24 protein-coding genes are annotated in these 25978 nt (G+C 63.3%); 10 read left to right on the forward strand and 14 right to left on the reverse strand.

Annotated elements, in window-relative coordinates; translation table 11 throughout:
- Nucleotides 1–201 (reverse strand): PLP-dependent transferase (locus APH25_RS19980; RefSeq protein WP_177331208.1); only part of this gene is annotated, 201 nt, incomplete at its 3' end.
- A 318-nt stretch (nt 202–519) separates the two neighbouring features.
- Between APH25_RS19980 and APH25_RS19985 the strand changes: the two genes are divergently transcribed.
- Entirely contained in the window at nt 520–984 is a 465-nt protein-coding gene (locus APH25_RS19985) for a hypothetical protein (protein WP_028633735.1), read from the forward strand.
- Nucleotides 985–1260: 276 nt separating this feature from the next.
- On the opposite strand, the gene APH25_RS19990 is transcribed toward APH25_RS19985, so the two are convergent.
- The 3 genes from APH25_RS19990 to APH25_RS20000 form a co-directional block, all read right to left on the reverse strand.
- Nucleotides 1261–1752: a GNAT family N-acetyltransferase gene (locus APH25_RS19990; protein ID WP_060483102.1), complete on the reverse strand. Its 492-nt coding sequence runs from the start codon at nt 1750–1752 to the stop codon at nt 1261–1263.
- Nucleotides 1753–1843: 91 nt separating this feature from the next.
- Nucleotides 1844–2446: a cupin domain-containing protein gene (locus tag APH25_RS19995; RefSeq protein ID WP_060483103.1), complete on the reverse strand. Its 603-nt coding sequence runs from the start codon at nt 2444–2446 to the stop codon at nt 1844–1846.
- Nucleotides 2447–2491: 45 nt separating this feature from the next.
- The gene (locus APH25_RS20000) at nt 2492–4441 is read right to left on the reverse strand and encodes an FAD-dependent oxidoreductase (RefSeq protein ID WP_060483104.1); all 1950 of its coding nucleotides are present in this window, start codon (nt 4439–4441) and stop codon (nt 2492–2494) included.
- A gap of 127 nt (nt 4442–4568) precedes the next feature.
- Between APH25_RS20000 and APH25_RS20005 the strand changes: the two genes are divergently transcribed.
- Together APH25_RS20005 and APH25_RS20010 are read left to right on the forward strand one after the other, a co-directional pair.
- A complete protein-coding gene (locus tag APH25_RS20005; RefSeq protein WP_028633739.1) occupies nt 4569–5612 on the forward strand; it encodes an ABC transporter substrate-binding protein in 1044 nt (347 codons plus the stop codon).
- 40 nt (nt 5613–5652) lie between these two features.
- Nucleotides 5653–6405 (forward strand): class II aldolase/adducin family protein, encoded by a 753-nt coding sequence (locus APH25_RS20010; protein WP_042141719.1) that lies wholly within the window; start codon nt 5653–5655, stop codon nt 6403–6405.
- 62 nt (nt 6406–6467) lie between these two features.
- On the opposite strand, the gene APH25_RS20015 is transcribed toward APH25_RS20010, so the two are convergent.
- Nucleotides 6468–7490 (reverse strand): helix-turn-helix domain-containing protein, encoded by a 1023-nt coding sequence (locus APH25_RS20015; RefSeq protein WP_060483105.1) that lies wholly within the window; start codon nt 7488–7490, stop codon nt 6468–6470.
- A gap of 305 nt (nt 7491–7795) precedes the next feature.
- Between APH25_RS20015 and peaA the strand changes: the two genes are divergently transcribed.
- From peaA to ccsA, 6 genes are read left to right on the forward strand one after another with little or no spacing between them, the layout of a single operon-like run.
- Entirely contained in the window at nt 7796–9400 is a 1605-nt protein-coding gene (gene peaA, locus APH25_RS20020; RefSeq protein ID WP_060483106.1) for a quinohemoprotein amine dehydrogenase subunit alpha, read from the forward strand.
- Between the two features lie 17 nt (nt 9401–9417).
- Entirely contained in the window at nt 9418–10851 is a 1434-nt protein-coding gene (gene peaB / locus APH25_RS20025) for a quinohemoprotein amine dehydrogenase maturation protein (protein WP_060483107.1), read from the forward strand.
- Nucleotides 10848–11165: a quinohemoprotein amine dehydrogenase subunit gamma gene (gene qhpC, locus APH25_RS20030; protein ID WP_060483108.1), complete on the forward strand. Its 318-nt coding sequence runs from the start codon at nt 10848–10850 to the stop codon at nt 11163–11165. The genes peaB and qhpC overlap by 4 nt, the downstream gene beginning before the upstream one ends.
- Nucleotides 11166–11219: 54 nt before the next feature.
- The gene (gene peaD / locus APH25_RS20035; RefSeq protein WP_060483109.1) at nt 11220–12332 is read left to right on the forward strand and encodes a quinohemoprotein amine dehydrogenase subunit beta; all 1113 of its coding nucleotides are present in this window, start codon (nt 11220–11222) and stop codon (nt 12330–12332) included.
- Nucleotides 12333–12338: 6 nt separating this feature from the next.
- A complete protein-coding gene (locus APH25_RS20040; protein ID WP_060483110.1) occupies nt 12339–14063 on the forward strand; it encodes an ABC transporter ATP-binding protein in 1725 nt (574 codons plus the stop codon).
- Nucleotides 14060–16207 carry a cytochrome c biogenesis protein CcsA gene (ccsA, locus tag APH25_RS20045; protein WP_060483111.1) on the forward strand — a complete coding sequence of 716 codons (2148 nt, stop codon included), beginning with the start codon at nt 14060–14062 and terminating at the stop codon, nt 16205–16207. The genes APH25_RS20040 and ccsA overlap by 4 nt, the downstream gene beginning before the upstream one ends.
- A 30-nt stretch (nt 16208–16237) precedes the next feature.
- Here the strand turns inward: ccsA and APH25_RS20050 are convergent, their stop codons facing one another.
- The 4 genes from APH25_RS20050 to APH25_RS20065 all read right to left on the reverse strand — a co-directional run bounded on the left by APH25_RS20050 (nt 16238) and on the right by APH25_RS20065 (nt 22140).
- Entirely contained in the window at nt 16238–19294 is a 3057-nt protein-coding gene (locus tag APH25_RS20050) for an autotransporter domain-containing protein (protein WP_060483120.1), read from the reverse strand.
- A 285-nt stretch (nt 19295–19579) separates the two neighbouring features.
- The gene (locus APH25_RS20055; RefSeq protein WP_060483112.1) at nt 19580–20743 is read right to left on the reverse strand and encodes an AAA family ATPase; all 1164 of its coding nucleotides are present in this window, start codon (nt 20741–20743) and stop codon (nt 19580–19582) included.
- A gap of 114 nt (nt 20744–20857) precedes the next feature.
- Entirely contained in the window at nt 20858–21244 is a 387-nt protein-coding gene (locus tag APH25_RS20060; RefSeq protein WP_060483113.1) for a cupin domain-containing protein, read from the reverse strand.
- 71 nt (nt 21245–21315) lie between these two features.
- On the reverse strand, nt 21316–22140 hold the full coding sequence (locus APH25_RS20065; protein ID WP_060483114.1) for an AraC family transcriptional regulator: 825 nt from the start codon (nt 22138–22140) through the stop codon (nt 21316–21318).
- A 158-nt stretch (nt 22141–22298) separates the two neighbouring features.
- Between APH25_RS20065 and APH25_RS25155 the strand changes: the two genes are divergently transcribed.
- Nucleotides 22299–22460, forward strand: coding sequence for a DUF2986 domain-containing protein (locus APH25_RS25155; RefSeq protein WP_082428401.1), 162 nt, complete (start codon nt 22299–22301; stop codon nt 22458–22460).
- 8 nt (nt 22461–22468) lie between these two features.
- Here the strand turns inward: APH25_RS25155 and APH25_RS20070 are convergent, their stop codons facing one another.
- The 5 genes from APH25_RS20070 to APH25_RS20090 all read right to left on the reverse strand — a co-directional run bounded on the left by APH25_RS20070 (nt 22469) and on the right by APH25_RS20090 (nt 25807).
- On the reverse strand, nt 22469–23179 hold the full coding sequence (locus tag APH25_RS20070) for an anti-sigma factor domain-containing protein (RefSeq protein WP_060483115.1): 711 nt from the start codon (nt 23177–23179) through the stop codon (nt 22469–22471).
- On the reverse strand, nt 23176–23724 hold the full coding sequence (locus APH25_RS20075) for a sigma-70 family RNA polymerase sigma factor (RefSeq protein WP_060483116.1): 549 nt from the start codon (nt 23722–23724) through the stop codon (nt 23176–23178). The genes APH25_RS20070 and APH25_RS20075 overlap by 4 nt, the downstream gene beginning before the upstream one ends.
- Before the next feature lie 111 nt (nt 23725–23835).
- On the reverse strand, nt 23836–24363 hold the full coding sequence (locus APH25_RS20080) for a DUF3455 domain-containing protein (RefSeq protein WP_060483117.1): 528 nt from the start codon (nt 24361–24363) through the stop codon (nt 23836–23838).
- A 227-nt stretch (nt 24364–24590) separates the two neighbouring features.
- Nucleotides 24591–25187, reverse strand: a complete 597-nt coding sequence (locus APH25_RS20085) for a TetR/AcrR family transcriptional regulator (RefSeq protein ID WP_060483118.1) — start codon at nt 25185–25187, stop codon at nt 24591–24593.
- Between the two features lie 23 nt (nt 25188–25210).
- Nucleotides 25211–25807, reverse strand: a complete 597-nt coding sequence (locus tag APH25_RS20090) for an NAD(P)H-dependent oxidoreductase (RefSeq protein WP_060483119.1) — start codon at nt 25805–25807, stop codon at nt 25211–25213.
- Between the last annotated feature and the right edge of the window lie 171 nt (nt 25808–25978).

The raw sequence follows: 25978 nt of genomic DNA on the forward strand, positions 1-25978 counted from the left end.
CATGCGCTGCTCCAGCACGTCGTTGGTGGGGTTCATGATGCGCGAGTAGATGTTGCCGGCCACCTTCAGGTCGAACAGGTCGGCACCGTGCTGGGTGTCGTCGAAGGTGAACGAGGTGGTCTGGTAAATGGGCACCGCCGCGGCCCGGGTGGTGGGGTCGGAGGTGAAGCCCGCGTGGAGGGCGAGGGTTTCCAGTTTCATGCGATCAGTCCTTGAGCGTGGGTGGAGCGATCAAGCATGCGGCGGGGGGTGAGGCGGGTCAAGGGTGGCTGGGCGGGCCTTTTCTATACCGAGGTTGATTCAGAGAAGGCTGCTGTAATCGCATCCACAACTGTGCGCACCCTGGTGGTGTGCGCCAAGTACTGATATATCAGCCCTGGGATTTGGTCCGCTTGCGATCAGGCTACACCTGCGCTCGGTCAGCATCAGGTTAGCGTCCAGCTCCGCAACGACGCGCCTTGGGCACTGGGACGCTGTGCGTTGACCACTCACGAATCTGCTATCAGCTAAGGCACGCCCATGGATGCGACCATTGAACTGAAGATCAAAAACGCACTACACGATCTATTCGCCGCTGTTGGGCAACTGCAGGCGGCCTATCCAGGCAAGCCCTTTACCCTGGACGGCAGGCTGGTCGGCGATATCGGCGAGGTTGTGGCCAGCCTGGCGTACAGGCTGGTACTCAATGATGGGCTCACCAGGCATCACGATGCAATTTGTGATGCGGGGCGCAATGTGCAAATCAAGACCACCTTCGGCACCACCCTTACATTCCCGGTGCACCATGTGCCTGACTATTACCTCGGTATTCGCATGAACCGGGACGGTACGTTTGAAGAGGTCTACAACGGCCCAGGCTATCTGATTCAGCAGCAACTGGTGCGCCGTAAACCTACCCGTACGGGATTGCATGGGAATCTCATGGCCATGCTCAGGCGGCTGAATGCAACGGTGGCTGAGCAAGATCGGATACCGCGGCGTTGAATCAGCCTCACGCTGCCTTGGTGCCAACAGCCTGCTTTCCAAATGGCTGAGTGGCCCGAGCATTCTGTACTAAGCCACCGCCCAAGCCATGGCACATCGACTGTTCGGAGCAAACCCGTGTTGGTATTCCTCACTCAATATCGCCGCAAGCCTCGGTTCCAGGTCGTGACTGGCTATCGCCTCAAACCCCATGCGGGCGTAAAACGGCGCATTCCATATTGCCGTGATGCTCGGTACTGAGAAACCTTTAGGGCCGCCCAGTGGCCCTAACCCCGCTTATAAGCCCAGCCCCGCGCTACCCCGGCTCATATGGATCAGTGCCACCCGGTGCCCCTCTGGGGAACATCTTTCTTCCACTGCGAAAGGCAAGAAACCCAGTTTCGGGTAAAGCAGTAAACCCGCAGTGTTCTCGTTGAAGCACGCAATGTGTACCGCCGTGGCCTGATAACGGTCAAATGCCAGCGCTGTCATCGTTTCCACGATGTAACTCGCCACGCCTTGGCCGCGTGCGTCTGGGGCAACGATGACGTTACCGATGCAGCACACGCCGTGCATCTCGGCTTTGTAGAAGTTGGCAAAGCCGACGGTGCGGTTGTTTTTCTCGAACACTGTGCACTCAGTGCGTTGGGCGATGGCGGTGGAGAGCTGATGCTCGGTGAGGGGGTAGTGAGCTTTGGGGAACATGTAGAACAGTTCCTGAGCGTTTTGCGGGAAGGTGCAAAGGGTTGGGATGTCTTCGGGCGTTACGGGTCTGTGTTGTAGGGGCATGGCGGGGCCTTTTATAGGGGGCTGGGGCTACTTTGCAGCGCATCGCCGGCAGGCCGGCTCCTTCAGGGGGACTGCCTGTAAGTTTGGGCCGTTAGAAGGTCGGCGGTGTAATCACCCAAATCACAATAGCGTCAGCTTCACCAGGGTTGCCATAGCGGTGCGGCTGCTGGCTGGAGAAGCTGAAACTGTCGCCTTCTTCCAGCACAAAATGCCGCTCGCCCACCCACAGCTCGAACTGGCCGCTGAGCAGGTAGCCGGCTTCTTCGCCTTCATGGCTGTAGCTGGTCTGGCTGTAGGTGCCCGGTGGGAAGCGTGAATGCAGCATCTCCAGCTCGCGGTTGGGCTGGGGGGTGAGCAACTGGTCGATGATGCCGTCTTCGTAATACACGCTCAGCCGGCTGTTCTTGCGCACCACGTAGCCTTCATCCTCGGGCGCAGTGACCGCTTCGCTTGCGAAAAACCACTGGATGGTCACGCCCAGGCTGCGGGCGATGTTGAACAGCGCCGGGATGGACGGGTACGACAGGTTGCGCTCCAGCTGGCTGATGTAGCCAGCCGTGAGCTCGCTTTGTGCGGCCAGTTCGGCCAGGGTCAGGCCGCGGCGCTTGCGCAGGCCGCGGATGCGCGTACCCAGAAACTGCGGCGCGCTGGCGCCGTCCTCGGCCTGTGGCGCTTTGCTGATGTGGCGACTCATGGCGATGTCCGATCGACCCTGCAAAGCCTCGGAGTATAAACAGGCTCACAAGGCGGCGGCGACTTTCAAACCTTCGTGGATCGCCTCTTCAGCCGTGCGCGGGGCCAGGCAGTCGCCGATGCGGTAGACAGGCGCCAGGTCGCGGATCTGCTCGGCCAGGGTATCGACCGGCTGGTGGCCCATGCACAGCACCAGGGTGTCGATGTGTTCGAACAGCATCGCTTCGCCGCTGGCGGTGTGCTGCAGGTAGACCGTGTTGTCGTCGCAGCCGTACAGCCGGGCATAGGGGGTGATGGGGATTGCCAGCTTGTGCAGCTCGCCGGCCAGCTGGTCACGCACGTACAGGGGCAGGCTCTCGCCGCAGTGGGTGCCGTTGACCGCCAGTTGCACCTGATGGCCGGCGCGCACCAGCCGTTCGGCGATGCCTGGGCCAATCCAGTCGCAACGCCAGTCCATCACCAGCACCGAGCGGCCGGGCTTTACCTGGTCACGCAACAGCTGCCAGGCGTCCACCACTTGCAGTTCGCCGGCGCGCTCGAAGTGCGGCCAGTAGGGCTCGGCACCGGTGGCGACAACCACGGCGTCCGGGCGTACGCGCTCGACCAGTGCCCGGTCTACCCAGGTGTTGCGCACTACCTCGACACCGGCCAGTTGCATCTCCCGTTGCAGGTTGGTGCTGGCACCGCCAAATTCTGCGCGGCGCGGCAGCAACTGGGCCAGCAGTACCTGGCCGCCCAGCTGGGCACTGGCCTCGTACAGCGTTACCTGGTGCCCCCGCGCCGCAGCCACGGCAGCGGCTTTCATGCCGGCCGGGCCGCCGCCCACCACCATGACGCGTTTGCGCGTGGCGGCTTGGGGCAACTGGCCGTATTGCTGTTCGCGCCCGGTTTCCGGGCGCTGGATGCAGGAAATCGGCAGGCCGCGGTGAAAGTGCCCGATGCACGCCTGGTTGCAGGCGATGCAGGCGCGCACGTCTTCAGCCCGGCCGCTGTCGGCCTTGTTCGGCATCAGCGGGTCGCAGATCAGCGCGCGGGTCATGCCGCACACATCGGCCTGGCCGCGCGCCAGAATCAACTCGGCTTCCTGGGGCTGGTTGATGCGGCCGGTCACGAACAGCGGAATGTTCAGGCGCGACTTGAAGGTTTCTGCCTCGCGGGCCAGGTAGGCTGCCTCGATGGCCATCGGCGGCACAATATGAACGGCGCCGCCGAGCGATGCCGAGGTGCCCGCCACGATGTGCACGTAGTCGAGGCTGCCTTGCAGGGCCCCCACGGCTGTGAGCGATTCATCTTCCGTAAGGCCTTCGGCATCGCGTTCATCGGCGCTGATGCGCAGGCCAATGATGAACTGCTCGTCGGTGGCGGCGCGCACGGCCGCCAGCACTTCGCGCAAAAAGCGCAGGCGCTGCTCCAGCGTACCGTTGTAGCCGTCGCTGCGGCGGTTCACCCGCGGGTTGAGGAACTGCGCCGGCAGGTAGCCGTGGCTGGCCACCACCTCGACGCCATCGATACCGGCCTGGTGCAGGCGGCGTGCGGCGGCGGCGTAACCGGCGACGATCTCGTCGATCATGGCCTGGTCCAGCGCCCGTGGCATTACCCGGAAGCGCTCGTTGGGCACGGCGGAGGCCGAGTAGGCGACGGCGAGCAGGCCGTCGGCGGACTCCATGATCTCGCGCCCAGGGTGGAACACCTGCGACAGCACCACGGTGCCCTCGGCATGGCACACCTGGGCCAGCCGGCGGTAGCCCTCGATGCAGCTGTCATCGGTGGCCATCAGCACATGGGAGGTGTAGCGGGCGCTGTCGTGCACGCCGGCCACCTGCAGCACGATCAGCCCGACGCCACCCTCGGCGCGGGCCTTGTGGTAGGCGACAAGGCGGTCGTTCACCAGGTTGTCGGTGGGCATCGAGGTGTCGTGGCCGCTGGACATGATGCGGTTTTTAAGGCGCTTGCCACGGATCTGCAGCGGCTGGAACAGGTGCGGGAAGGTCGCCATGGTGTTGAGCTCCGGCTTTGTTTTTATTCTTCAATGAAAATGTACCCATAGTAAAAAATCAACTTGTTTTTTTACTATTGCGGGACTAGTTTTCAGTCACCCACAAAAACAAAAAGAGGGTTCACCGATGAAAGCGTTTGCACAAAAGCCCGGCCTTGGCGCGTTGCTGCTATGCCTTGGCATGGCCACTGCCCAGGCTGCACCGGACATGGTGGTGGTCGGTTACGGTGGCGCCGGCCAGAAAGCCCAGGATGTGGCGGTGTTCCAGCCGTTCAGTGCGCAGGACAACAGCAAGCTGATCCAGAGTGAGTACAACGGGGAAATGGCCCGCATCAAGGTAATGGTCGATACCGGCCATGTGGATTGGGACGTGGTGCAGATCGAGGGCCCCGACCTGATGCGCGGCTGCGATGAAGGCATGTACGAACAGCTGGACTGGGCCAAGCTCGGCCACGCCGACCAGTTGATCCCCGAGGCCGCGCAGGCCTGTGGCTCGGCGGCGCTGGTGTGGAGCGTGGCCATTGCCTACGACCGCAACAAGCTGGCCCAGGCGCCCACCTCGTGGGCAGACTTCTGGGACGTGAAGACGTACCCGGGCAAGCGCGGCCTGCGCAAGCGCGCGGTGTACAACCTGGAGTTCGCACTGATGGCCGACGGGGTCAAGGTGGAGGACGTCTACAAGGTGCTGGCGACCCCGCAGGGGGTAGACCGGGCCTTCGCCAAGCTCAGCGAGCTCAAGCCTTATATCCAGTGGTGGGAGGCGGGCGCCCAGCCGGCGCAGTGGCTCACCGCAGGCGACGTGGTAATGACCTCGACCTACAGCGGGCGCATTGCCGCCGCTGCCCAGGCCGGGGCGCCCTTGGCGGTGGTCTGGCCGGGCAGCCTGTATGGCATGGACTACTGGGCGATCATCAAGGGCTCCAAGCATGTGGCGCAGGCCAAGCGGCTGATTGCCTACGCCAACCAGCCCGAGGTGCAGGTGCGTTACGTGCAGCAGATCCCCTACGGGCCTACCAATACCCAGGCTGCCGCTGCACTCGACCCGGGCCTGGCCCAGTGGGTGCCCACCTCCAGGCAGAACCTGCAGGGCGCGCTGTCGATGGACGTGGCGTTCTGGGTAGACCATGGTGACGAGCTGGAAGAGCGGTTCAACGCCTGGGCCAGCAAGTAACCGCTGCCCCCACTTCAATGGCCTGGGAGGCTGCAAGAACATGAAGCATGAACGTGAGCTGCGCGAAGAACTGGCCGCCTGCTACCGGTTGATCGCGCACCTGCGCATGACCGACCTGATCTTCAACCATATCTCGGTGCGGGTGCCGGGGCCGGAGCACCACTTCCTGATCAACCCGTACGGGTTGCTGTACGAGGAAATCACCGCGTCGAGCCTGGTGAAGATCGACCTGCAGGGTAATGCCGTCGAGCCTTCGCAATATCCGGTCAACCCGGCCGGTTTCGTGATCCATAGCGCCATCCATGGGGCACGGGAGGACGCCCAGTGCGTGTTGCACACCCACACCCGCGCCGGGTGCGCAGTGGCGGCGCTGGAATGCGGTTTGCTGCCGGTGAACCAGATGTCGATGGAGTTCTATGGGAAGGTGGCCTACCACGATTACGAAGGGGTGGCGCTGAACCTGGATGAACAGCAGCGCCTGGTGGCCGACCTGGGTCAGCAGCCGGTGATGATTATGCGTAACCATGGCCTGCTGACGGTTGGGCGCACGGTGGGGGAGGCGTTCATGCGCATGTATTACCTTGAGAAGGCCTGCGAGATCCAGGTAACCGCCATGGCCAGTGGCAAGCTGGTGTTGCCGGCCCATGAGGTGTGCGTGCACACCGAACGGCAGTTCAATGACCCTGGGCGGCCGGTGATGGAGGGGCAGTTGACCGACCACGATGCAGGGGCGTTGGCGTGGAAGGCAATGGTAAGGATGCTGGACCGGGTAGCGCCGGGGTATCGGGACTGAGCTTGCATTGATGATTGGGGGCCGTTGGGCGGCCCATCGCGCGCTCTGCTCCAACCTGCCTGTTAACCATGGCCATCGCAAGGGTAGTGGGTGGGCGCATTTCGCATCAGGGTGGTGCTCGCCGTTTCACCGAACAACTGGCGGTAGTAGGTGCAGAACATGCCCGCGTGCAGAAACCCCCACTGCGCCGCCACTTCGCTGATCAGCACCTGGCCGGTGCCGGCAGCCAGCAGCATCTGCCGCGCGCCATGCAGCCGTACATAACGCAGGTAGCTTACCGGGTTGATACCCAGCACCTTTTGAAATGCATAGTGCAGCGTTCGCCGGCTGATACGCAGCTCCAGGCAGATTTCCTGCACCGAGGGCGGCAGGCTGTAGCGCGACAGAATGAATTCTCGCGCTTTCTCCACGATATGCCGATGCACGAACTGGCCAGGGTGGTGCTGCGGCGCCTGGCTTAAATGGCTCAGGCTGGCAGAGATGGTGTGCAGCGTTTCGCTCAGCAGGTCGCGCAGCAGCACGTCATTTTCCAGTGCATGCGGGTTGGTGCTCAGGCCGGTGAAGATGTGGCCGAGGCTGCTGCGGATGGCGCTGCACAGTTCGGCAGAGGCAGCGCTTGCCCCGCTGATGGCGGTGATGCGGGCGGCATCCACGCCCTCTACGCTTTCGGCGTATTCGCCTAGCAGCGTCATGTCGACCACTGCCACATAGATGTCGGATTTACACGGCGTTCTGAACCGTAGCTCCGAATTGGGCTTTAGAAAGAACACCGAGTCCTGTTCAAGCCTGTCGCCGCACCAGAAACCGTCGCCGACAATGGCATTGGGCACCCCGATCGCGAAGCTGTTGCGCCAGGGCAACCCGTGTTGGTCCACGGCCTTGTCCATGGTTTCGCGGAACACCTGAATCGGCCCCAGCGACAGGTCCTGCAAGGCGCCAGTGAAAGCCCCCTCGCTGATCTGCACATATTCCTGGTTCCACTTGGGGAGCACAGAGGCCTGTTCCAACACATCGCTGGTTTCACAGCACACGAATGACGGGCTCGCATGAGCCTCTACAGGTGACGGTTCTCTGATGGCGCGCATGGGCTACCTCACGGAAGGCTGTTTTTTTTCTAGGTGGCGCTATCCCGGACGGGTACTGCCTTGGGCGCAAGCTCGCCGTCCGCTGAAAATTATTTTGTAAGAAAACATCACCGCGCAAGCGCTACCTGTCGACCGAGCGACGGGGTTGCCATTTCTTGATAGCCAAAGTGCTGTTGCTTGCCGTTTCTTGATACAGCCTTTTGCGCGCAGATCGTAGCCTTTAGCCAAGTCATGGCCGCTGGCAGCACAGCAGGCGTGATGGTTGAGCCTGAGTCATAACCACAACAAAACAGGGAGCCCAAAGAATGCGCCCACACCGTGCATTTTCTACCCCCGTGCGCCCGTTGGCGTTGTCCCTTGCAGTTTCTGCAATCCCGTTGTTTGCATACGCCGACCCTGCGACTGAAGCCAAGGCCCTGCTCAATGCCAAGTGTGGTGTTTGCCACCTTCCCGTCGAGAATGCGGGCCTGAACCGTATCGACCAGTCCCGCAGAACCCCCGAAGGGTGGGACATGACCATTGGCAGGATGGTGGCAGCACACGGGGTTCGGCTTACTGCCGACGAACGCCTCACGCTGGTGAAGTACCTCGCAGACACCAATGGCTTGGCACCCGAGGAAACCGCCGGCCGCCGCTACTTGCTGGAGCGGGACTTCACGCAGGTGGAAACGCCGGATGACAAGCACGTGGCCGAAACCTGCGCCCGCTGCCACTCCTATGGCCGCATCGCCCTGCAACGTCGTACCCAGGAAGATTGGCGCAAACTCGCCAGCTTCCATGTCGGCCAGTTCCCCACCATCGAAATCCAGCAGGCGGGCCGCGACCGTAACTGGTGGGACATCGCCTCCCAGGAAATGCCCAAGGTGCTGGGTAACCGATACGCGTTCGATACCCAGGCCTGGTCAACGTGGCGTGAGCATAAAGCAGTGGCGCCCACGGGTAACTGGCGGGTCACGGGCCACCGCCCTGGCTGGGGTTTCTATGAAGGCACGGCAACGGTTTCAGCCATTGGTACTGATCGCTATAGCATCTCCATGCAGATGACCTACGCCAACGGCAAACATGAAATTGCAGAGGGCAAGGCCGTCGTGTTCACCGGTTACGAATGGCGGGCAACGGTCAAGCAGGGCAACCAGGCGTTCCAGCAAGTCTTCGCGCTGTCTGCCGATGGGCAGCACCTGAAAGGGCGCTGGTTTGAGCCCGGCGTGGACGCCATCGGCGGTACCCTGCAGGCTGCCCGGGTCGGTGATCAGCCCCAGATCGTTGCGGTTCAGCCCACCTACCTGAAAGCGGGGGCGTCGCAGAAAGTCACGCTGTACGGTACAGGGCTGACGGGCGACGTAGCGCTGGGCGATGGCGTTACCGCCAAGGTTGTGGAGCGTTCGCCTGACAAGGTGGTTGTCGAAGCCAGCGCCGCCGAGGGCGCCAAGGTGGGTATTCGCGAGGTGGGGGTGGGTGCAGCGCGCCTGCAGGCAGGGTTGGCGGTGTATGACACCGTGGACTTCATCACCATCGAGCCCGGCCAGGCCATGGCGCGTGTCGGGGCCAACAAGGGGGCCATGCCCAAGGTGCCGGTGCAGTTTGAAGCCGTTGCCTACAGCTTCGGCCCGGATGGCAAGCCCGGTACCGACGACGATATCCGTCTGGGTTACATGCCCGCGACCTGGTCGGTGGATAACGGCACCCCTTACGCCACCTCGATGGACGACCTCCAGTTCGCCGGGAGCATGGACGCCAATGGCCTGTTCATGCCCGGGGACGCCGGGCCGAACCCCGCGCGCAAGTTCCACACCAACAATGCCGGCGACCTCAAGGTAACCGCAGTTGTCAGCGACGGCGACCGCAAGGTCGAGGCCAGCAAGCCGCTGGTCGTCACCGTACAGCGTTGGAACGACCCACCCATCCGCTGAACAGCGAGGAAGGCACCATGGGCAATTTGTTTGTCAACCGATTCAGTTTTCACGATGTGAAGATGGGCGCGCGGCATGTGCTGTTTCACATCCCTTCCAGCGGTTTGTTCGAGCTTGATGCGCTGGGCGGGGAAATCATCGATTTCCTCAAAGCCCATGAACAGGTGTCTTTCGAAGGCCTGGAGAAGGCCTTCGGCGGTGTCGCCGCGCCTGCCGATCTGGCCCAGACCCTTGAAAATTTCAAAGGCCTGTCGATTCTGGGCGATTCACCTGGCACCCCCGATGCTGGCATGGACGTGAGCATAACGGCGTTCCCAATCAGCACGGTGGTGCTCAATGTGAATACCGGCTGCAACCTGAGCTGCACCTATTGCTACAAGGAAGACCTGGACGTACCCACCAAAGGGCGCCGCATGAGTTTTGACACGGCGCGCAAGAGCATCGACCTGTTGCTGGCGGAAGGCGCTGTGCATCAGCGCATCAATGTGATTTTTTTTGGCGGTGAGCCGCTGACCAACTTGCCGCTGATCAAGCAGGTGGTTGCTTACACCGAGGCGCGCTGTGCCGCGTTGGGCAAGCGGGTCGATTTCTCGATGACCACCAACGCAACCATGCTCACGGAGGATATCGTCGATTACCTCGACGCCCACCGCTTCGGCCTATCCATCAGCATGGATGGCCCGCAGGCGGTGCATGACCGGCGCAGGATCACGGTAAGCGGGCAGGGCACTTACGCTGTGGTCGCAGCCAAATCCAGGATGCTGTTGCAGCGCTACACCTCCAAACCTGTGGGGGTTCGGGTGACGCTGACTGCGGGCTTTACCGATGTGGTCGCCATCCACGAGCACCTCAAGGATGACCTTGGTTTTGCTGAGGTGGGCGTTGCGCCTGCCACCTCTGGCGCGGTGACCGCGTTCAACCTGCAATCGGACGAGCTGCGGCAGGTGTTCGACAGCATGAAGACGCTGGGGCTCGCCTACCGGGACGCGGCACTGGAGGGCAGGAACAACGGGTTTTCCAATATGCACCAGCTGATGAGCGACCTTTACGAAGGCCGCAAGAAGGCACTGCCCTGTGGTGCCGGCGTGGGGTTGCTGGCGGTGGATCACAAAGGCGACCTGAACCTCTGCCACCGCTTTACGGGTTCGGACATGCCGCTGTTTGGCAATGTGGACGAGGGTATCGCCAAAAAGGAACTGGGTGCGTTTCTGGAGGGCGCTACCCAGCGCGCCGGCAAAGGGTGCTCCACCTGCCAGATTCGCAACCTGTGCGCCGGCGGCTGTTACCACGAGTCTTACGCCCGTTTTGGCGACCCACACTCACCCACCTACCACTACTGCGACCTGATGCGCGAATGGGTGGATTTCGGTATCGAGGTCTATATGGAAATCCTGCAGAAAAACCCGCGCTTCTTTCAGAAGCACTTGAGCACTCGGAGTGTCCAGCCATGAACCACATGAAGTCCATGAACATGAAAGCGCACCAAGTCGAAGTGGCGCTGGAGAACGGTGAGGCCAACGAAGTGGTGGCCATGTCTGCTGTGGTCGGCTGCGCCACCACGTTCGACCCCGGTTGGGAGGTTGACCCGTTTCTGGGCGTTGCCGGGCTTTGCCAACCCATGGAAGCCGATTTGTACGGATGTTCCGACCCTTGCTGGTGGCCAGCCCAGGTACCTGACTCGCTGCATACCTACCCGGAGTGGAGCGAGGGCAACGACTCGGCCCCCAACGACTGGGCAAACCTCAAGGCAGTCTTTCCCAAGTAATCACCGCTCACGCTTTTGCGCTACCGGACCGGCTCTGGGGCAAGAGGGATACTCATGAACAACAAGAACCAAGCAACGCTTCGTCAGGCCGCTGTGGCTGGCGTTCTGGCCCTGGGCCTGGTATTGACCAGCCCGTTTGCAGCCGCCAAGGACTACCTGGTCACCGCTGCCAGGCCCGACCTGGTGGTGGTGGCAGACCCGGCAGAACGCAAGGTGATCAAGGCTTTCCACATCCCCAATACCTCGATGGGTAACAGCCCCGGGGCCTTGGCGGTTTCGAAGAACGGCAAGGTGGCCTATGTAATCCACAACCGCTGGGAAAGCGTGTCGGGTATTGACCTGGAATCGGGCAAAGAGGTGTTCCGTGCGGACCTCTCGTCATCAGGCATCCGCGCCAAGGCACCCTACGCGATTGATGTTACCCCGGATGGCAAGGAACTGGCGGTGTTCGTCAACCCCACCCAGTTGCTGCCTGGCGAATACAACGTGATGGACCCGTACATCGCGGTGTTCGACACCTCCAGCGGCTTGCAGGCCCAGCCTGTGCGCAAGTTGAAGGTGCCGCGCCGCGTGTCATCGCTGATCTACTCCCCCGATGCCTCGCGCCTCTACGCCTTCAGTTGGGACATGCTGGTGCTGGACCCGAAAACCGGCAAGCAGATCGGCCAGCACCCTTGGCGTTCCTGGAAGCGCGCGGGGTTCGGCGAGCCTGACACCTTGGCGATCTGGCCCCAGTTCGAGCAGGCAGGGGAATTTGCCACCCCGTACTACATCAACCACACCAGCGCCGACGGCAAGACCGTGCAGAAGGCAGGCGTCTGGTCACTGGACCTGGCCAAGGACTCGGTGCGCTTCCATGAGTTCGAAGATGCCTCTGTGGTGCTGTTCTCGTCGGTCATCAACCCTGTACGCCGCAATGAGGCCTACACGGTCTACACCCAGCTCACCAAGACAGACATCGAAACCGGCAAGCTGATCAAGCGGATCGACCTGGACCACACTTACTACACGGTCAACGTTTCCAGTGACGGCAAGGAGCTGTATGTGGGCGGCACCATTGACGACATCGCCGTCTACGACTCGCAGACGCTTGAGAAAAAGGGCCAGATCATGATCCCGGGCGGTGGGGACCAGGTACTGACATCCCTGCGTGTCGTGCAGCGCTGAGCCAGCATGGGCCGGCTCAAGCACTCGGGCCATAGGTTCACCCTGCCGCAAGGTGGGGCGAGCGGTTCGGCTGATCTGAACATGTGGCAATGGATACTGCCCTTTGCTGCGCCCCAATGGCCGAGGTTCGCTGCGGTGGCGCTGCTGTCGCTGGTTGTTGCGGCTGCCGGGCTCGCCCAGCCGTACCTGAGCCAGCGCCTGATCGACGACGGCATGCTGAAGGGGGATTTCGACACTGTGCTGGTGTGCGTGAGTGCCATGGTGGCGCTCGCGGTGGCATGCGCGCTGCTGGGCGGGGTAACCCGCTATCTGCATACCCATGCATCCTCGCGCATGCTGCACGGTATGCGCGAGGACATGTTCAAACACCTGCTGACGCTATCGCCACATTACTTTTCCAGCACGCGCCAAGGCGACATCCACACCCGTCTGAACGCCGACATGGCTGAGCTGCAGCGCTTTGTGGTGGACTCGGTCTTCAGCGTGATGAACAACACGCTGATGTTCGCGGGCGCCGTAATCATGCTGGGGTACATGAGCGCCGAGCTGCTGGCAGTGCTGGCCGCCGTATTGTTGGTCAATGCAGTGTTCCTGCGCATGGCGCGTGCGCACGTGGAGCGCCTGAGCCAGGAAACCCGGGAACGCGGTACAGACATCGCCGCCTTTCTCATGGAAACACTGGGGCTGGTGAAGTGCGTGCAAGCGTTCAACGGCCAGGCACGCAGTTTTGCCGACTTGATACGGCTGCACGAGCGCCAGCGTGTTTCTTCATTGAAATTGCAGGTGGTGGGTTATGCGGTAGGCTCGCTGCCGGCGCTGGTGATGTCCGTCAGTATTGCCCTGGTGTTTCTGGTGGGGGCCCAGCGTATCGCTCAGGGCAGCCTGACCCTTGGCGTGCTCATTGCGTTCGTAACCTACATGCAACGCGCGAGCGCCCCTGTGCAGGCGCTGGCCAGCCTGTACACCGGTTACCAACGGGCAAAGGTCAGTGTTGGCAGGGTCAGGGAACTGGCGCAGGAATGCCCGTTGATCACCAATACCGCCTCGGCCAGGGCAGTGCGGGGCAGGGGCCATCTGGCCATTCACCAGGTCACTTTCGCCTACCCGGGCAGTAACAGGCAGGCACTGCGGGCCGTCACTGTCGATATCCCGGCAGGCAGCCGGGTGCTTGTCACCGGTGCTTCGGGGAGCGGCAAGTCGACCCTGGTAGACCTGCTGCAACGGCATTTTGACCCTGACGACGGTCGCATTTTGCTGGACGGCGTCGACCTGCGCGAGCACAGCCTTGAACACCTGCGACGCAGGGTGGCCGTGGTGTCACAAACCACCGAGTTGTTTTCCAGCAGCCTGCTGGAAAACATTCGCTACGGCCGGCCCTGTGCTTCGGACGACGAGGTCTGCCTGGCTGCCCGGGTGGCGGGGGTGGAAGCCTTTGCGAAGCAGCTCGAGCACGGGCTCGATACTTTGGTGGGGCAGCGCGGCAGCCGGCTGTCTGGTGGGCAGCGGCAGCGCATCGCCCTGGCCAGGGCGATCTTGCTCAAGCCCAGGATTCTCATCCTGGATGAGAGCACCAGCGGTGTCGACAGCGCGATGGAGGCACAGATACTGCGCGACATCGACGCGCTGTTTGCAGGCAGTACCCGGATTCTCATCACCCACCGCCCGGTCGTGGCGTTCCACGCCGACCGGGTGATCGACCTGAATGAAACAGGGGCGGGGTGCCTGCAATGAGGTTCGTTGTAACAGCGCCTGCTTGCCTCTGGCCGGGGCTTTGGTTTGTTGTGGTTGCCGGGCTGGCGCTTTTGCCCGGTATCGGCAACGCCTTGCTGGGGCTGGCGTGCGTGCTCATGGTCGCGGGTGCCGCACGCACAGCAGCAAGGGTCCACCTGTGGAAGGCGGCGCTGCTGATTATTTATGGCTGCTCCTTTGCACTTTTGAGCGCATTGCTGCTGGACCGCTTCGGCTTCCGGTACGTGTGGCTTTACAGCAGCCCAACATTGGCGCCTTACCTCAAGGCGGCCAATTTCTGGGGCGGGGATGAGGGCACCCTGTTGCTGCTGGCCGCTATGTTCGCGCCCCTGGCGGTGCGCCAGGCCCAGCGCCCGGGTTGGGAGGCGCTCGCACCGGGGCTACTGACGGCGTGGTACCTGGCTACAGCTGTGGTGATGGGGCCATTCAGCCCAACGCCTGAAGCGTGGCTGGCAGCGCAAGCTAGTCAGGGTATGAATGCACACCTTCAGAAAGTGTGGATGGCGTTGCATGCCCCTGCGGTGCTGGCGGCTTATGTGTGGGCCATGGCACCGGTGGGTTCGGCCATTCAGGCCTTGCGAGGTAAGCCGAACGATTACGTCGCGTGTACGTTGCGCTACAACCGCAGGGCGTGGGCCCTGATGACGGCGGGCATCGGTTTTGGCATGGTCTGGGCGCTCGGTGATTTCACCTTTGGCCAGCTCTGGCACTGGGACCCGGTGCAAACCAGTTCATTTGTGGTATGGGCAATGCTGGGGGCAGTACTGCACGGCATCAGGCACTGGCGCCCTCAGGGCGGCTTCAGCCGGTTGCTGCCTGCGCTGAGCCTGTTACTGGCCGCAGTCACGGCCTTGAGCATGGCGGTGACGCGGAGTGCGACATTGGCCAGCTCGCACCGATACATCGGCACCACGTCCTGGCTCGGGCACCTGTTGCTGTCGTCAGTGCTGGTGGCTACGGCGTGCGTACTGTATTGCCAGCATCAACCGCTCGCCCACCCGCAGCGTGCGCCGGCAAGGCTCTCATGGGCTACCCGGTTATCAGTCTGGCTGTTTTGCGCAACGGCACTGGCCGCCAGTTCGGCGTTGGCGCTGGCTTATGCTCGGCAATGGGCCGAAGCCGCAAAGCCTGTGAATGAAAAGCCGTTTTTCGAAACGCTCGTGATGTGGGCGAACGCCGCTGAGATGCAGCAGCTTAGACGTGCGTTTGCCCAGTGGACGGTGGAAGGCTACAGCCTCAGCCAAAGCCTGCTCCCTTTGATCGGCCTGATGGGGTTGGTGGGTGGATATACCTTCCTGCGCAAAGCTGCCCGCGGCGTGTACGCGGCGGTGACCACGGTGTTGGTGCTGCTGGTTTGCGCTGCTCTGGTGTGGCACGGCGGGTTGATCAGCGCCTGGTATGAGGGCCGGGGGGTATTGTCGAGCCAGATTGTGAGGGTGCTCCCATGGCTGGATGCAGCGCTGGCATCGGCGGCGTTTCTGCTGCTGGCGTGTCTGTACTGGAGCGCATGCAGCGTTGCTCGCAGCCGGAAATCGGGCGCGCTGCGGGTAACCGGTTCGCTGGCGCTGATTCACGCTGGGGCGGTGATCGCGCTGGTGGGGGGCTTTGCGGCGACGGCCTTGAATACCTACCAGGCTGTTCAGCTATCGCCTGAGCAACTGCAGACCTGGCGCCCGTTGCCAGACGGCTCGGCATTACGGGTGTCGCTGGCTGAGCCCGGGCAGAACTACTCGGGGTACCAGGCGGTGGCGCAGGTGGAGGTGCGTGCACAGGGCAGCACCAGCATCGGGCAGGCGCTGTTCATGGATGGCAGGCACCAGCCCGCTGGTTACCAGGGCCCCGTACGGCAGCTGTGCGAAATTCTCGACTATCGATATGCCCGCTATGCCGGTGGCCCGCGCTATCTGCTGGACCCTTTTGTGATTCGCGGCTGGTGGGGCGATCAGCAAGTGTGGGTACCGGCATCGTCGGCGCTGATGGGGCAAGTGCCTGCCGATGACGCTCAGGGCCCCACACTGATTGTGATCCGCCGATACCCTCTGGTTTCACTGGTGTGGCTGGGCCTGGTGTGCATGGTGCTGGGTGCGTTGATCGCACCCAGCACCCGCAAGGCCGCTATGGGGTGAGGTCAGCCCACCCGGCGCCACAAGGGTTCATCAGAACCGAACCGTAACCCCCGCATTCACCGAGTGGAACCGCGTGTCTGACCCAAACTGCCCCTGATACGACAGCCCGACCTCGGTCTGCCGGTTCAGCTGCACTTTGGCCCCCACTTCGGTCAGCGCCACGTTGCGCGTTTGCGCAATGCCTTGCACAGCGAAGTCAGGCCCACCGGCAAACGCCTGTTCGTTGCGCGGGTCCAGGTCACCATAGGCCCGGCGCCAGCCCAGCGAGCCGAACAGCTGGGTATCGTGGTTGGCCACGCGGGTGTGGGTAGAGGCACGCATGCCCACGGTCGAGAACCAGGTGTCCTGTTTCTCGCTGGACACCTTCAGGGCCGCGGCACCGCCTTTTTCGCGGAAGCTGTCAGCATCGTACTTCACGTACGACACGCCCACGAACGGCTCCAGCGCCACTGCGCCCAGGCCGATGCGGTAGGCCGCCTCGCCACTGGCCTGCAGGGTGTTGGCGTCGCGCTTGCCCTTCAAGTGGTCGTTGAAGCCGGCAAAGGCCACGTTGCGCGTGCTGTCCAGCTTGTGCCAGGTGTAGCCCACGTCTGCGCTCAGGCGCAGGGCATCGAACTGGGCGCCGGTGTACAGGCCCAGGTGATAGTTATCGCTGTGGCCCTTGGCGTCGCGGTCGTCGGCATCGAACTTGGAGCGGCTGTAGCCGCCGTACACGCCGGCGCGCCAGTCCTGGGTGATGCTGCCGTCTGCGCCAACCAGCACACCGCCGGTTCTCTGGTGCAGGCCGCTGGCGCCGTTGTTGCCGTCCAGCTTCGACCAGTTACCGAAGGTTTGCGCCCATGCACCACCCTGTGCTTCCGGAGTAGTGGGCATCAGGTTCGACGCCCCCAACGGCATGCGCACGGTGTTGCTGTCCAGCAGGCCGCGCAGGCGGGTACCCAGCACGCCGGAGACCACCTGGCTGTTGGCGATCAGCGCGGTACCGGTGCTGCTGTGGTAGTCGCCAGACAACTGGTCGATGGCGTTGCGGGCGCTGGCGGCGTCCAGCACCAGCAGGTTGTTGTACAGGCGCAGCGGTTCGCCGCTCTGTTCCAGCACGCTCAGCGCGCCTGCGGTGTTCCACTGGTTCTGGGTGAGTGCCACGGTCTGGAAGATGCCAGGGGTGCCGGCTTCTGGCGGCTGGACCGGGGGCTGCACAGGTGGCTGGACCGGTGGTTCGACCGGCGGCTGTACCGGTGGCTCGACAGGGGGCTGCACGGGTGGCTGCACCGGCGGTTCTACCGGGGGTTGAACAGGTGGCTGTACCGGCGGCTCAACGGGTGGCTCTACCGGGGGTTGCACAGGCGGCTCCACGGGTGGCTGTACAGGCGGCTCGACAGGTGGCTCAACCGGCGGCTCGACTGGCGGCTCGACTGGCGGCTCCACGGGCGGTTCAACCGGTGGCGTGGTGGTTTTCTGCGCAATGGTCAGGTTCAGCTCGTTGGCGGTGCGCTGCAGGCTTACGTTCAGGAACGCCGAGTTGGTAAAGGCCTGGGCATAAGCGGTGCCAGCCGCTGCGCCGTCTTTCACGCCGCCTTGGGCCGACAGCAGGGTGTAGGTTTGCCCGGTCTGGTAGCTTTGCGCCTCGTTCAGCGTGGTGACATCGACGCGGGTGCCACGCAGGGTGGCGGCGCCGCTGACGTTCACGCGGTCGGAGCCGCCGTTGCCGGCGATGTCGGCGGCGTAGCGCGAGCCGGCGGCCATGTCCAGGTCACCCTTGATCGACAAGGTGCCCAGCGCGCCTTCGCCCGGCGACAGGGTACCGCCCGAGGCCACCTGGGTAGCGCCCACCTGGCCGGTACCCGCCAGTACACCACCGTCCAGCACCAGGGCGCGGTTGCTGTAATTGCCTGCGGTGTCGGTGTGGCCCACGGTGCCGTTCACCACCAGCGTGCCGTTGCCCACACTCAGCAGCGAGGTGCCCCGCGGGTTGGTCTGGTCCACGTCGCCGGCCAGCACCAGGCGCCCGCCGCGTACCACGGTGCTGCCCGACAACCCGGTCAGGTCGCCGCTCAGGGTGGTGTCGCCGCTGAACGCATACACCCGGCCAGCGCCGCTGATGCTGTTGGCGAACTGCAGGTTGTTGTCGGTGTGGTTGAACGCCAGTGAACCACTGCCAGCGCCAAAGCGTATGGCGGTTTGCGGATCCACACGACCGGCTGCCTTGGCGGGACCAGCGGTGATCCCATCAATGTCGGTGCGGCTGTCGTCACGCACCACGGCACCGCCGATGGCGAGGGTGCCGCGTGCGGCACTGTTGATACTGGTCAATTCACTGATGTCGATACCGTCAGTGCTGCTTAACTCCGCCCCGTCGGCCAACACCAGGATGGTGCTCGACGTGGTGGTGCCCAAGGTCATGGCGCGGGTGGCCAGGCGTGTGCCTTCACCCGCTACGCTGACCAGGGTGTTGCGGCTGGTGTTGGCCGAGCCCAGGGTCATCGAATCGCTGGTCAGCACGGCGCCGCTGCTCAAGCTCAGGTCGTTGCGGTTGCGGAAGGTGCCGGTATTGTCCCAGCGGGTTCCAGCGCCCGACAAATCGCTGATGGAGTTGATGGCTACGCGTTCGCTGGCCAGTTGCCCGCCCTCTTTGAGCGTGATGCGCGAGTCGTACAGGAACACCCCCCCAGAACTGACTTGTACCGTATCCACCTTCGAGCCTTGACCGCTCACCACCAGGTTTGCCCGGGACAGGCCATTGCCCGCATTGCCGTTGTCGCTGAGCTGAAGGTCACGCACAGACACCTGCCCGCCATCCAGCACGTTCAGCGTGCCTTGGCCTGCGCCGCCAACTACGATGGTGTTGCCCAATACGGCATTGGTGCGTGGGACCGTCCAGCGGGTGCCCGGCCCTTGGACTGTGACCGTCGCCATGGCGGTGCTGGCTTGGTCGTTAGTGAAAGTGCCACCGATGCGGCCGCCTTTGCTGGTGAGTTCGGCGCCATTGTTGATGGTCAGGCTGGCAGGCACACCGTCGCCGGGCCGCAGCGAGACGGTGCCGTCATAGGCGCGGTCAGTGCTGAAGGTGTCCTGCCCACTGTTGAGGATATAGTCCGCGGCGTGTGCGTCCGGCAACACGGCGAGGGTGATCGCCAAGGTGAGCGGGGATAGTCTGAATAGGGGGTTCATAGCGACTCCAGATACTCCATTAGATGCCACTGGCGTGGCCGCCGGCCCTGAAGGCGCTGGCGTTCCTGTGTGCAACGGTTAACAGGGGGAGTATCGGGAGGGGGGCAAGGGGTGGAAATAGTACGGATGTGCTAGTTGCGTCGGAACGTGACGCAGCGCACAGAGTGGCTTACAGCCCTGAGCTACACATCGAGCAACGGCTCCTCAGTCCACCCAGCGCCACAACGGCTCATCTAGGAGCCCGACGCCGCGCAACTGGGTCTGGCCCTGCACCTTTTCCAGTTCCAGCACATTGCACCCCTCGCAGGCCTTCAAGGCCTGGATCAGTGCGGCGCTGTGCGACACCACCCACACCTGGCTGCGCTGCGACGCGCGGATGATCAGCCGCGCCAGTGCAGGCAGCAGGTCGGCGTGCAGGCTAGTTTCGGGTTCGTTCAGCACCATCAAGGACGGTGGCCGCGGGGTGAGCAGGGCTGCCATCAACAGCAAGTAGCGCAGGGTGCCGTCCGACAGCTCTGCACCACCCAATGGGCGCAGCAACCCGTGCTGATGCAGCCTTACACTGAACAACCCGCCTGGTGGAGCGTCGATCTCCAGCTGGCTGCCGGGGAAGGCATCATCCAGGGCGGCGGTCAGGTCCTCGACGTCACCGATTTCGATAATGGTTTGCAGGGCCGAGGCCAGGTTGCGCCCGTCATGGTGCAACACCGGTGAGCGGGTGCCCAGTTGCGGCTGCCGGCACGGGGCGTCGCGGTCGATGCGAAAGTGGTCATAGAACCGCCAGCTGTTGATGAACGCGCGCAGCTCGCCGATTTCCGGCGCCTGGCGTGGGCGGCCGACGATGTTGAAGAAGCTTTCGCAGCTGTCTGCATGCTGGTCCAGCACCGCCCAGCCATTGCCCTCGCGCGCACGTACCAGGGCGTTCTTGCGCTCGACCAGCAACGAGGCGGGGCGATAGGCCCCGGCGCCCCAGATGGCTTCGCACTTGATTTCAGGGTCGAGCATGAAGGCGGAGGGATAGGGCAGGGGAATGGGCAGGCCGAGGGAGATGGCGAAGCCGAAATCCTCGGTGGCGAACCCCAGGCGCAGGCGGCGGACCTCCTTCGGGTGCTGGCCTTCAATGGGCACTTCACCGCGTTTCATGCGCGCGCTCATTTCCGGACCCGCCCACCAGGTGGAGTCCAGCCCGCCTTCCCGCGCCAGCGCCTCGATCACTCCGCCCTGGGCCGTTTCGGCCAGCAGGCGCAAGGCCTTGTACAGGTTGGACTTGCCGCTGCCATTGGCGCCGGTCACCAGGTTGAGCTGGCCCAGGGGCAGTACCAGGTGGTTGATCGAGCGGTAATTACCAATGGCAAGGGTGGTGAGCATGGCGCGTTCCAGCTGTGACGGTTTGGGCTCGAGTTTGGCCCAGGCCGTTTCGCGGGTAAACCCGCTCCCACAGGTCGAATGGCAGAGTTGCCGGCGATGGGCTGCTAAGCGGCCCTAGATCCAGAGGTCGTTCTGCGCCGTGCGCTCACCCCCCTCATGGCCCGTATTCAGCACCCCGCGTGGCTCGATCATCATCAGTTTCGCCTCCCCCTGTGCAGCCGTCCTGTGCTCTACACCTTGCGGCACCACAAACAACTCACCCGGCTGCACCCACACGCAACCCGCTGGCAGGTCGATGCGCAATGTGCCCTCCAGGACCAGAAACGCCTCATCGGTTTCTGGGTGCGAATGCCAGATGAATTCGCCCTCGATACGTACCACCTTGAACTGGTAGTCGTTCATTTCTGCGACCACCCGGGGGCTCCATTGCTGGTCGATCATGGATGCTTTTTCGTTCAGGTTCACAGGCTGTGCAGGGGGTTGCTGCTTTGATGCGGGCATGGCGGGTTCTCCGTTGTTGGAGAGCCAAGCCTACCCAGCGGGCGCAACGGCTTCTTGTACGATCCTGCAACTCAGCGCCCAGCGCGCAAGCGCTCAACCCAGCGGGCGGGGGGCACCCCGAAACTGCGGGTGAAGTGGCGGGTCATGTGGCTCTGGTCGTGAAAGCCCGCGGCCAGGGCCGCGTCCACCAGCGTGAAGCCATCGAGTAGCAGCCTGCGGACCGTGTCCAGCCGCCGCAGGGTCACGAAGCGGTAAGGGCTGGTGCCATACAACGCGCGGAAGTCTCTGGACAGGCTCCATTGCTCGCGGCCGCTGGCCTTTTCGAGCATCTCCAGGGTTATGCCCGCCTGCTGGTGCTCCATGATGAAGGCCCTGGCCCGCTCAGCCGAGCGGTAATCCAGGCGCTTGCGCCCACGCGGCTTACCGCCCACGGCGCGCAGGGCCATGGCCAGGTCGTACACGGCGTCCTGTTCCTCCAGCCTTTCCAGGGGGTGGTCGAGTGCCTGGACAAAGGCCTGACTGGCGTGGAACAGGCGCGGGTCGCTGGACACGCCGCCAGCAATGAACGGCAGCGGCTCGCCCCCCAGTACCTGCTGTATCAGCGCCGGGTCGATATAGGCCATGCGGTAGCGAAAACCCGCAGCGGTGCCGGCCATGCCGTCATGCAATTCGTCAGGGTGCAACACCAGCGTGTTGCCCGGCACGCCATGGCACAGCGAGCCTTTGTAGTGAAAACTCTGCACCCCGGCCAGGGTACGGCCGATGGAGTAGGTGTCGTGCCGATGCGGGTCGTACCCATGGCTGCCGAACCAGGCTTCGATCCGTTCCACGCTGCCAGGCTGGGCGCTGCGGATGACCCAGTCGGAGGCAGGGGGGTGGTTGGGCTCGCTGTGCATGGTCGGCTTCCTGGGCTTGGGACGCTGAAGCGTACAGGTTCAGTTCCGTATCCGGACAGCGTCTACGTGCACCGCCCCCTGAGTTTTACGACGAGGTTGACGTCTGGTTCCCCGGGGCAGGGTATGATGGCCGCCATGTAACCCGCCAGAAGCCAGCCATGAACCGCCAGAAGAAAATCAAGCAACTCCTCAAGGCCCACGCCAAGAAAGCCAGCGCCAAGCTCGCCCCGCGCAGCACCAAGCCCAAATACATCAGCAAGGCCGACCGGGAGAAACTGGCGGCGCAGGCTGCGAGTGAAGCCGTTACGCCAGCCGAGTGAAGGGTGAGTCAAATCACTTTTACTGCACGGCCGATGAACTTCACTGGCCCGGTAGGGGCGCCTGTCGGTGAGCCGCCGGCTTTCTCCAGGGTCAGCTCGAACAGCTGATTCGGCTCGACTGCGGGCAAGCCTTTGAGCGGCACACGGTAGGGTTCGCCCGGTTTGACCAACCCCAGGGAAACCGGGGCCTGCCACTGTTCACCCTTGGTCCAGAACTGCAACGCCATGCCCGGCGGCACTTCATCGTCGCCCAACGGGAGCAACTCGATCATGCGGGCATCGTTGGCTTGCACCACCCAGCCTGGTGCTTGACCGGAGGGGGCTGCCAGCACTACCAGGTAGGTTGTCATGGGGGGGGCTTGGGTCAGCAAGGCCAGCGCCAGCAGCAGGCTGGCGGCCAGCCCTGCGGCGCTCAGGCCCTGCCACAGCCCCAGGCGATTCCAACCACGTGCAACAGGGCGCTGCCGGCCCTGCAGGGTTTGGCTGAGGCTGCGTTCAATACGCCGCCACAAGCGGGGGCTGGGGGGGATGGGTTGGGCCTGCTGGGTCAGGTCGAGCAGCCGCGCCTCCCAGGCATCCACGGCAGCCCTCAGGGTGGGGTCGGTACCCAGGCGCTTGTGCAGGGCGGCGTGAGCTTCGCCGTCGAGGGTGCCGAGCACGTACTCGCCTGCCAGCGCGTGAAGCTCGTCGTCATGGGCATCATCAGCTGTCTGGTTCATGTCATGCACGCTCTAAGCGCCTTGAGGCTTCGTTTGATCCATGCCTTTACCGTGCCCAGCGGCGCACCGAGCAAGGTGGCGATCTCGGCATTGCTGCAACCGTCCACGTAAGCATGCAAAATGCAGCGCAGCGGGCCCGGTTGCAGCTGTTCAAGGCAGTGGTAGAGCTTTCCGGAGCCGGACCACAAGTGTGCGGCTTCGACCTCCGGCGGTATTGTCGGGGTTGCGGCCATGGCTGCGTCGTCAAGGTCCGTTTCGCGTCGGCTGTCGCGCATGAAGTTCAGGGCCAGGTGCCGGGTCACGCTGTACACCCAGCCGCGCGCCGAACCGCGTGCGGGGTCATAACTGCCGGCACCGGTCCAGATACGCATGAAGGCGTCATGCACGATGTCTTCGGCCGTGGCCCGGTCACGGCTGATACGCTGGGCCACGCCCAGCAGGCGGGCGCCCTCGTGTTCGTACAGCGCCTGCAATGCACGGCGGTCTCCGTTGGCGCAGGCCGCCAGGCAACCTTCGAAATCAAAAGGAGCAACAGGTGCGTTCAATGGGCGGCATTCCTTGCGGTCATTGGGCAGTGGGCGGGGCCCCGGGCCGGCTGGCCAGGGGCTCGACTGCAGCGTAGATGATCAATGGCCAGTGCGCTGGTCAGTGCCCGGTCACTTCGCTGCCCAGAACACGTAATCAGCCTGATACTTGACGACCTGCTGCTTGCCTTTGTTCTGTGCATTACAGGCCTCGGCCGGGGCGACACCGCCGCGGGTGGCGAGGCGCTGAATGTAACTCACCCCCTGCATGGCGCCCTGGCCTTCTGCTGGGTTGGCCTTGACCAACTGGTAGGGCAAGTCGGCTTTCGCTGCAGGCGCCACCGCCAGTTGGGTACCGGTCACCTTCGAACCGTCTTTGGCTTGCCAGGTGGCCGGTGGGCCGAAGTAGTCGCCCACGGTATTGCCGGCCCGGTCTTTCAGCACCGCCTTGGGCCCGACAAAAAACCACTCTGTCTGCCCGGGCGCATTGGCTTTGTCGCGGCATTCGTAGGTGATCTCACCCACCCCTACGGTCTTCATCACGATCACGTGGCCGTCGGGCACCTTGATCGGGGCCGGGACACCGGACTGGGCATGGGCGGTGGTAACGCCAAGGGCAAGGCAGCTGGCGAGCAGGGCGCAGATGGGTTTGAGGTTCATGGTGTGCACTCCTTGGGGATCATGGGCATGGCAATCACTGACTGCCTGATAACCACTACCCGCCAGGTTGGGTTATGGATGCACCGCCCCAGAAATAAATCTCAAGCGTCTTGGCTCAGCTCAATTGCGACACTAACACCTGAACAAAAGGCGAGTGGGTTGGAGCAGGTTTCAGCATGGCCGGCGAGGGCAGATGGGCGAGCAGCCTGCTGATATCTCGTCGGCCTTCACCTGGTGCGCTGGACCACCTCGATCACGGTGAGGTGCAATGCCTCTTTTGCCTGGTCAGCAGTGATCTCCCCCGACACGGCAGCTTCCGACACGGCGTCTGCGGCACCTAGCACAACCCACAGGCTGGCCCCGGAAACGCCGCCTGTGCCGGCGAAGGGGGCAAATATGCCGGCGCACTTCTGCAGCAGGGCTGTCTGGTACTTGCGCTTGACCGCCGCCAGTTGAGGCGACCCGCTGAGGGCTGCCAGCACCCCCTGAATCTCACGGCCCTGGGTCATCACGCAATCTACGTAAGCGCTGGCAAACACCGCAGCCTTGTCTGGCAACGTAGGTTGCGCGGCTGCGATGGCGGTATCGAACAAGGCCGTTTGGCGAACGTCGTAGTCTTCATACAGCGCAGCCAGCAAGCCCTCGCGGGAGCCGAAGTGGTCGTAGACCACCGGTTTGGTCACGCCCGCCGCGTCGGCCAGTCGGCCTAGGGTCAGCGCATCGGTCCCTTCGTCGGCGATCAATGCCCAGGAGGTTTCCAGCAACTGGCGGGTACGGGCTTCGCGGGGCAGGCGCCGGCGTGCGGGTGGGTTTGTGTCGGTCATGGGCGCGATTGTCCCACTGTGGTTCAGCTCTGGGAAGCGAAGATGCTGGCACCGATGGCCTGGGCGGTTTCCAGGTGAGCTCGGGCATAGTCACCTTCAGATGGCAGCAGCACGGTGGAACTGCGCACCGGTGCGCCGCAGTAATCGAAGATGCCGTGGTCGATCTGGGTGTTCATGGCCGCCCCGTAGCCATGGCGTTGGTAGGTGCCCTGGTCGGCACCGCCGATGGCCACCAGGTGCACCTGCAGGCGTTGCAGCTTCTTGGTCACCTTGCCGTCGTTGTTGTCCTGGTAGGCCCAGCCTTGGGCGAACACGCGATCGATCCAGCCTTTGAGCAGGGCCGGGAAAGACCACCAGTAGATGGGGTAAACCAGCACCAGTGCGTCGGCGCGGTCAAGCCGTCGCTGTTCAGCTGCGACATCAGCGGGGGGTGGGGATTGCTTGAGAAACAGCTGGTGGTCCGCCAGGTTGAAACGGGGGTCGAACCCCTCGGCGGTCAGGTCGGCGAGTTCGGCAGTGTACTGCGGGGTGGAGGCTGTGAGGCTTTCGGCGATCGTTTGGGCGATGGCATGGGTGAGGGAGCCTGGATCTGGGTGGGCGGTGACGATCAGGGTGTGCATGGGTAGGGTCCTTGGATGGATGGTGGATTACCTACCAAAGGTAACCTACGAGTAGTAGGTTGTCTATTTTTGTGTTTGCCGTGGATCACGCGTCAGGTGTCCGCGTGCAAACAGCGCAGGCTTAATTGGCCCGAAACAACCGTAGGAGCGAGCGCAGCTCGCGATGCGCCG

Source organism: Pseudomonas sp. NBRC 111119 (assembly GCF_001320125.1).
Classification (GTDB): Bacteria; Pseudomonadota; Gammaproteobacteria; order Pseudomonadales; family Pseudomonadaceae; genus Aquipseudomonas; species Aquipseudomonas parafulva.

Bases quoted from the DNA above. Each gene is read 5' to 3' on its own strand.
- APH25_RS19985 (WP_028633735.1), top strand. From the start codon at position 520: ATGGATGCGACCATTGAACTGAAGATCAAAAACGCACTACACGATCTA.
- APH25_RS20080 (WP_060483117.1), bottom strand. From the start codon at position 24,363: ATGAACCTCAAACCCATCTGCGCCCTGCTCGCCAGCTGCCTTGCCCTT.
- peaA (WP_060483106.1), top strand. From the start codon at position 7,796: ATGCGCCCACACCGTGCATTTTCTACCCCCGTGCGCCCGTTGGCGTTG.
- APH25_RS20040 (WP_060483110.1), top strand. From the start codon at position 12,339: ATGGGCCGGCTCAAGCACTCGGGCCATAGGTTCACCCTGCCGCAAGGT.
- APH25_RS20055 (WP_060483112.1), bottom strand. From the start codon at position 20,743: ATGCTCACCACCCTTGCCATTGGTAATTACCGCTCGATCAACCACCTG.
- peaD (WP_060483109.1), top strand. From the start codon at position 11,220: ATGAACAACAAGAACCAAGCAACGCTTCGTCAGGCCGCTGTGGCTGGC.
- APH25_RS19995 (WP_060483103.1), bottom strand. From the start codon at position 2,446: ATGAGTCGCCACATCAGCAAAGCGCCACAGGCCGAGGACGGCGCCAGC.
- APH25_RS20010 (WP_042141719.1), top strand. From the start codon at position 5,653: ATGAAGCATGAACGTGAGCTGCGCGAAGAACTGGCCGCCTGCTACCGG.
- APH25_RS20065 (WP_060483114.1), bottom strand. From the start codon at position 22,140: ATGCACAGCGAGCCCAACCACCCCCCTGCCTCCGACTGGGTCATCCGC.
- APH25_RS20015 (WP_060483105.1), bottom strand. From the start codon at position 7,490: ATGCGCGCCATCAGAGAACCGTCACCTGTAGAGGCTCATGCGAGCCCG.
- APH25_RS19990 (WP_060483102.1), bottom strand. From the start codon at position 1,752: ATGCCCCTACAACACAGACCCGTAACGCCCGAAGACATCCCAACCCTT.
- APH25_RS20005 (WP_028633739.1), top strand. From the start codon at position 4,569: ATGAAAGCGTTTGCACAAAAGCCCGGCCTTGGCGCGTTGCTGCTATGC.
- APH25_RS25155 (WP_082428401.1), top strand. From the start codon at position 22,299: ATGAACCGCCAGAAGAAAATCAAGCAACTCCTCAAGGCCCACGCCAAG.
- APH25_RS20085 (WP_060483118.1), bottom strand. From the start codon at position 25,187: ATGACCGACACAAACCCACCCGCACGCCGGCGCCTGCCCCGCGAAGCC.
- APH25_RS20070 (WP_060483115.1), bottom strand. From the start codon at position 23,179: ATGAACCAGACAGCTGATGATGCCCATGACGACGAGCTTCACGCGCTG.
- qhpC (WP_060483108.1), top strand. From the start codon at position 10,848: ATGAACCACATGAAGTCCATGAACATGAAAGCGCACCAAGTCGAAGTG.
- peaB (WP_060483107.1), top strand. From the start codon at position 9,418: ATGGGCAATTTGTTTGTCAACCGATTCAGTTTTCACGATGTGAAGATG.
- APH25_RS20060 (WP_060483113.1), bottom strand. From the start codon at position 21,244: ATGCCCGCATCAAAGCAGCAACCCCCTGCACAGCCTGTGAACCTGAAC.
- APH25_RS20000 (WP_060483104.1), bottom strand. From the start codon at position 4,441: ATGGCGACCTTCCCGCACCTGTTCCAGCCGCTGCAGATCCGTGGCAAG.
- APH25_RS20090 (WP_060483119.1), bottom strand. From the start codon at position 25,807: ATGCACACCCTGATCGTCACCGCCCACCCAGATCCAGGCTCCCTCACC.
- ccsA (WP_060483111.1), top strand. From the start codon at position 14,060: ATGAGGTTCGTTGTAACAGCGCCTGCTTGCCTCTGGCCGGGGCTTTGG.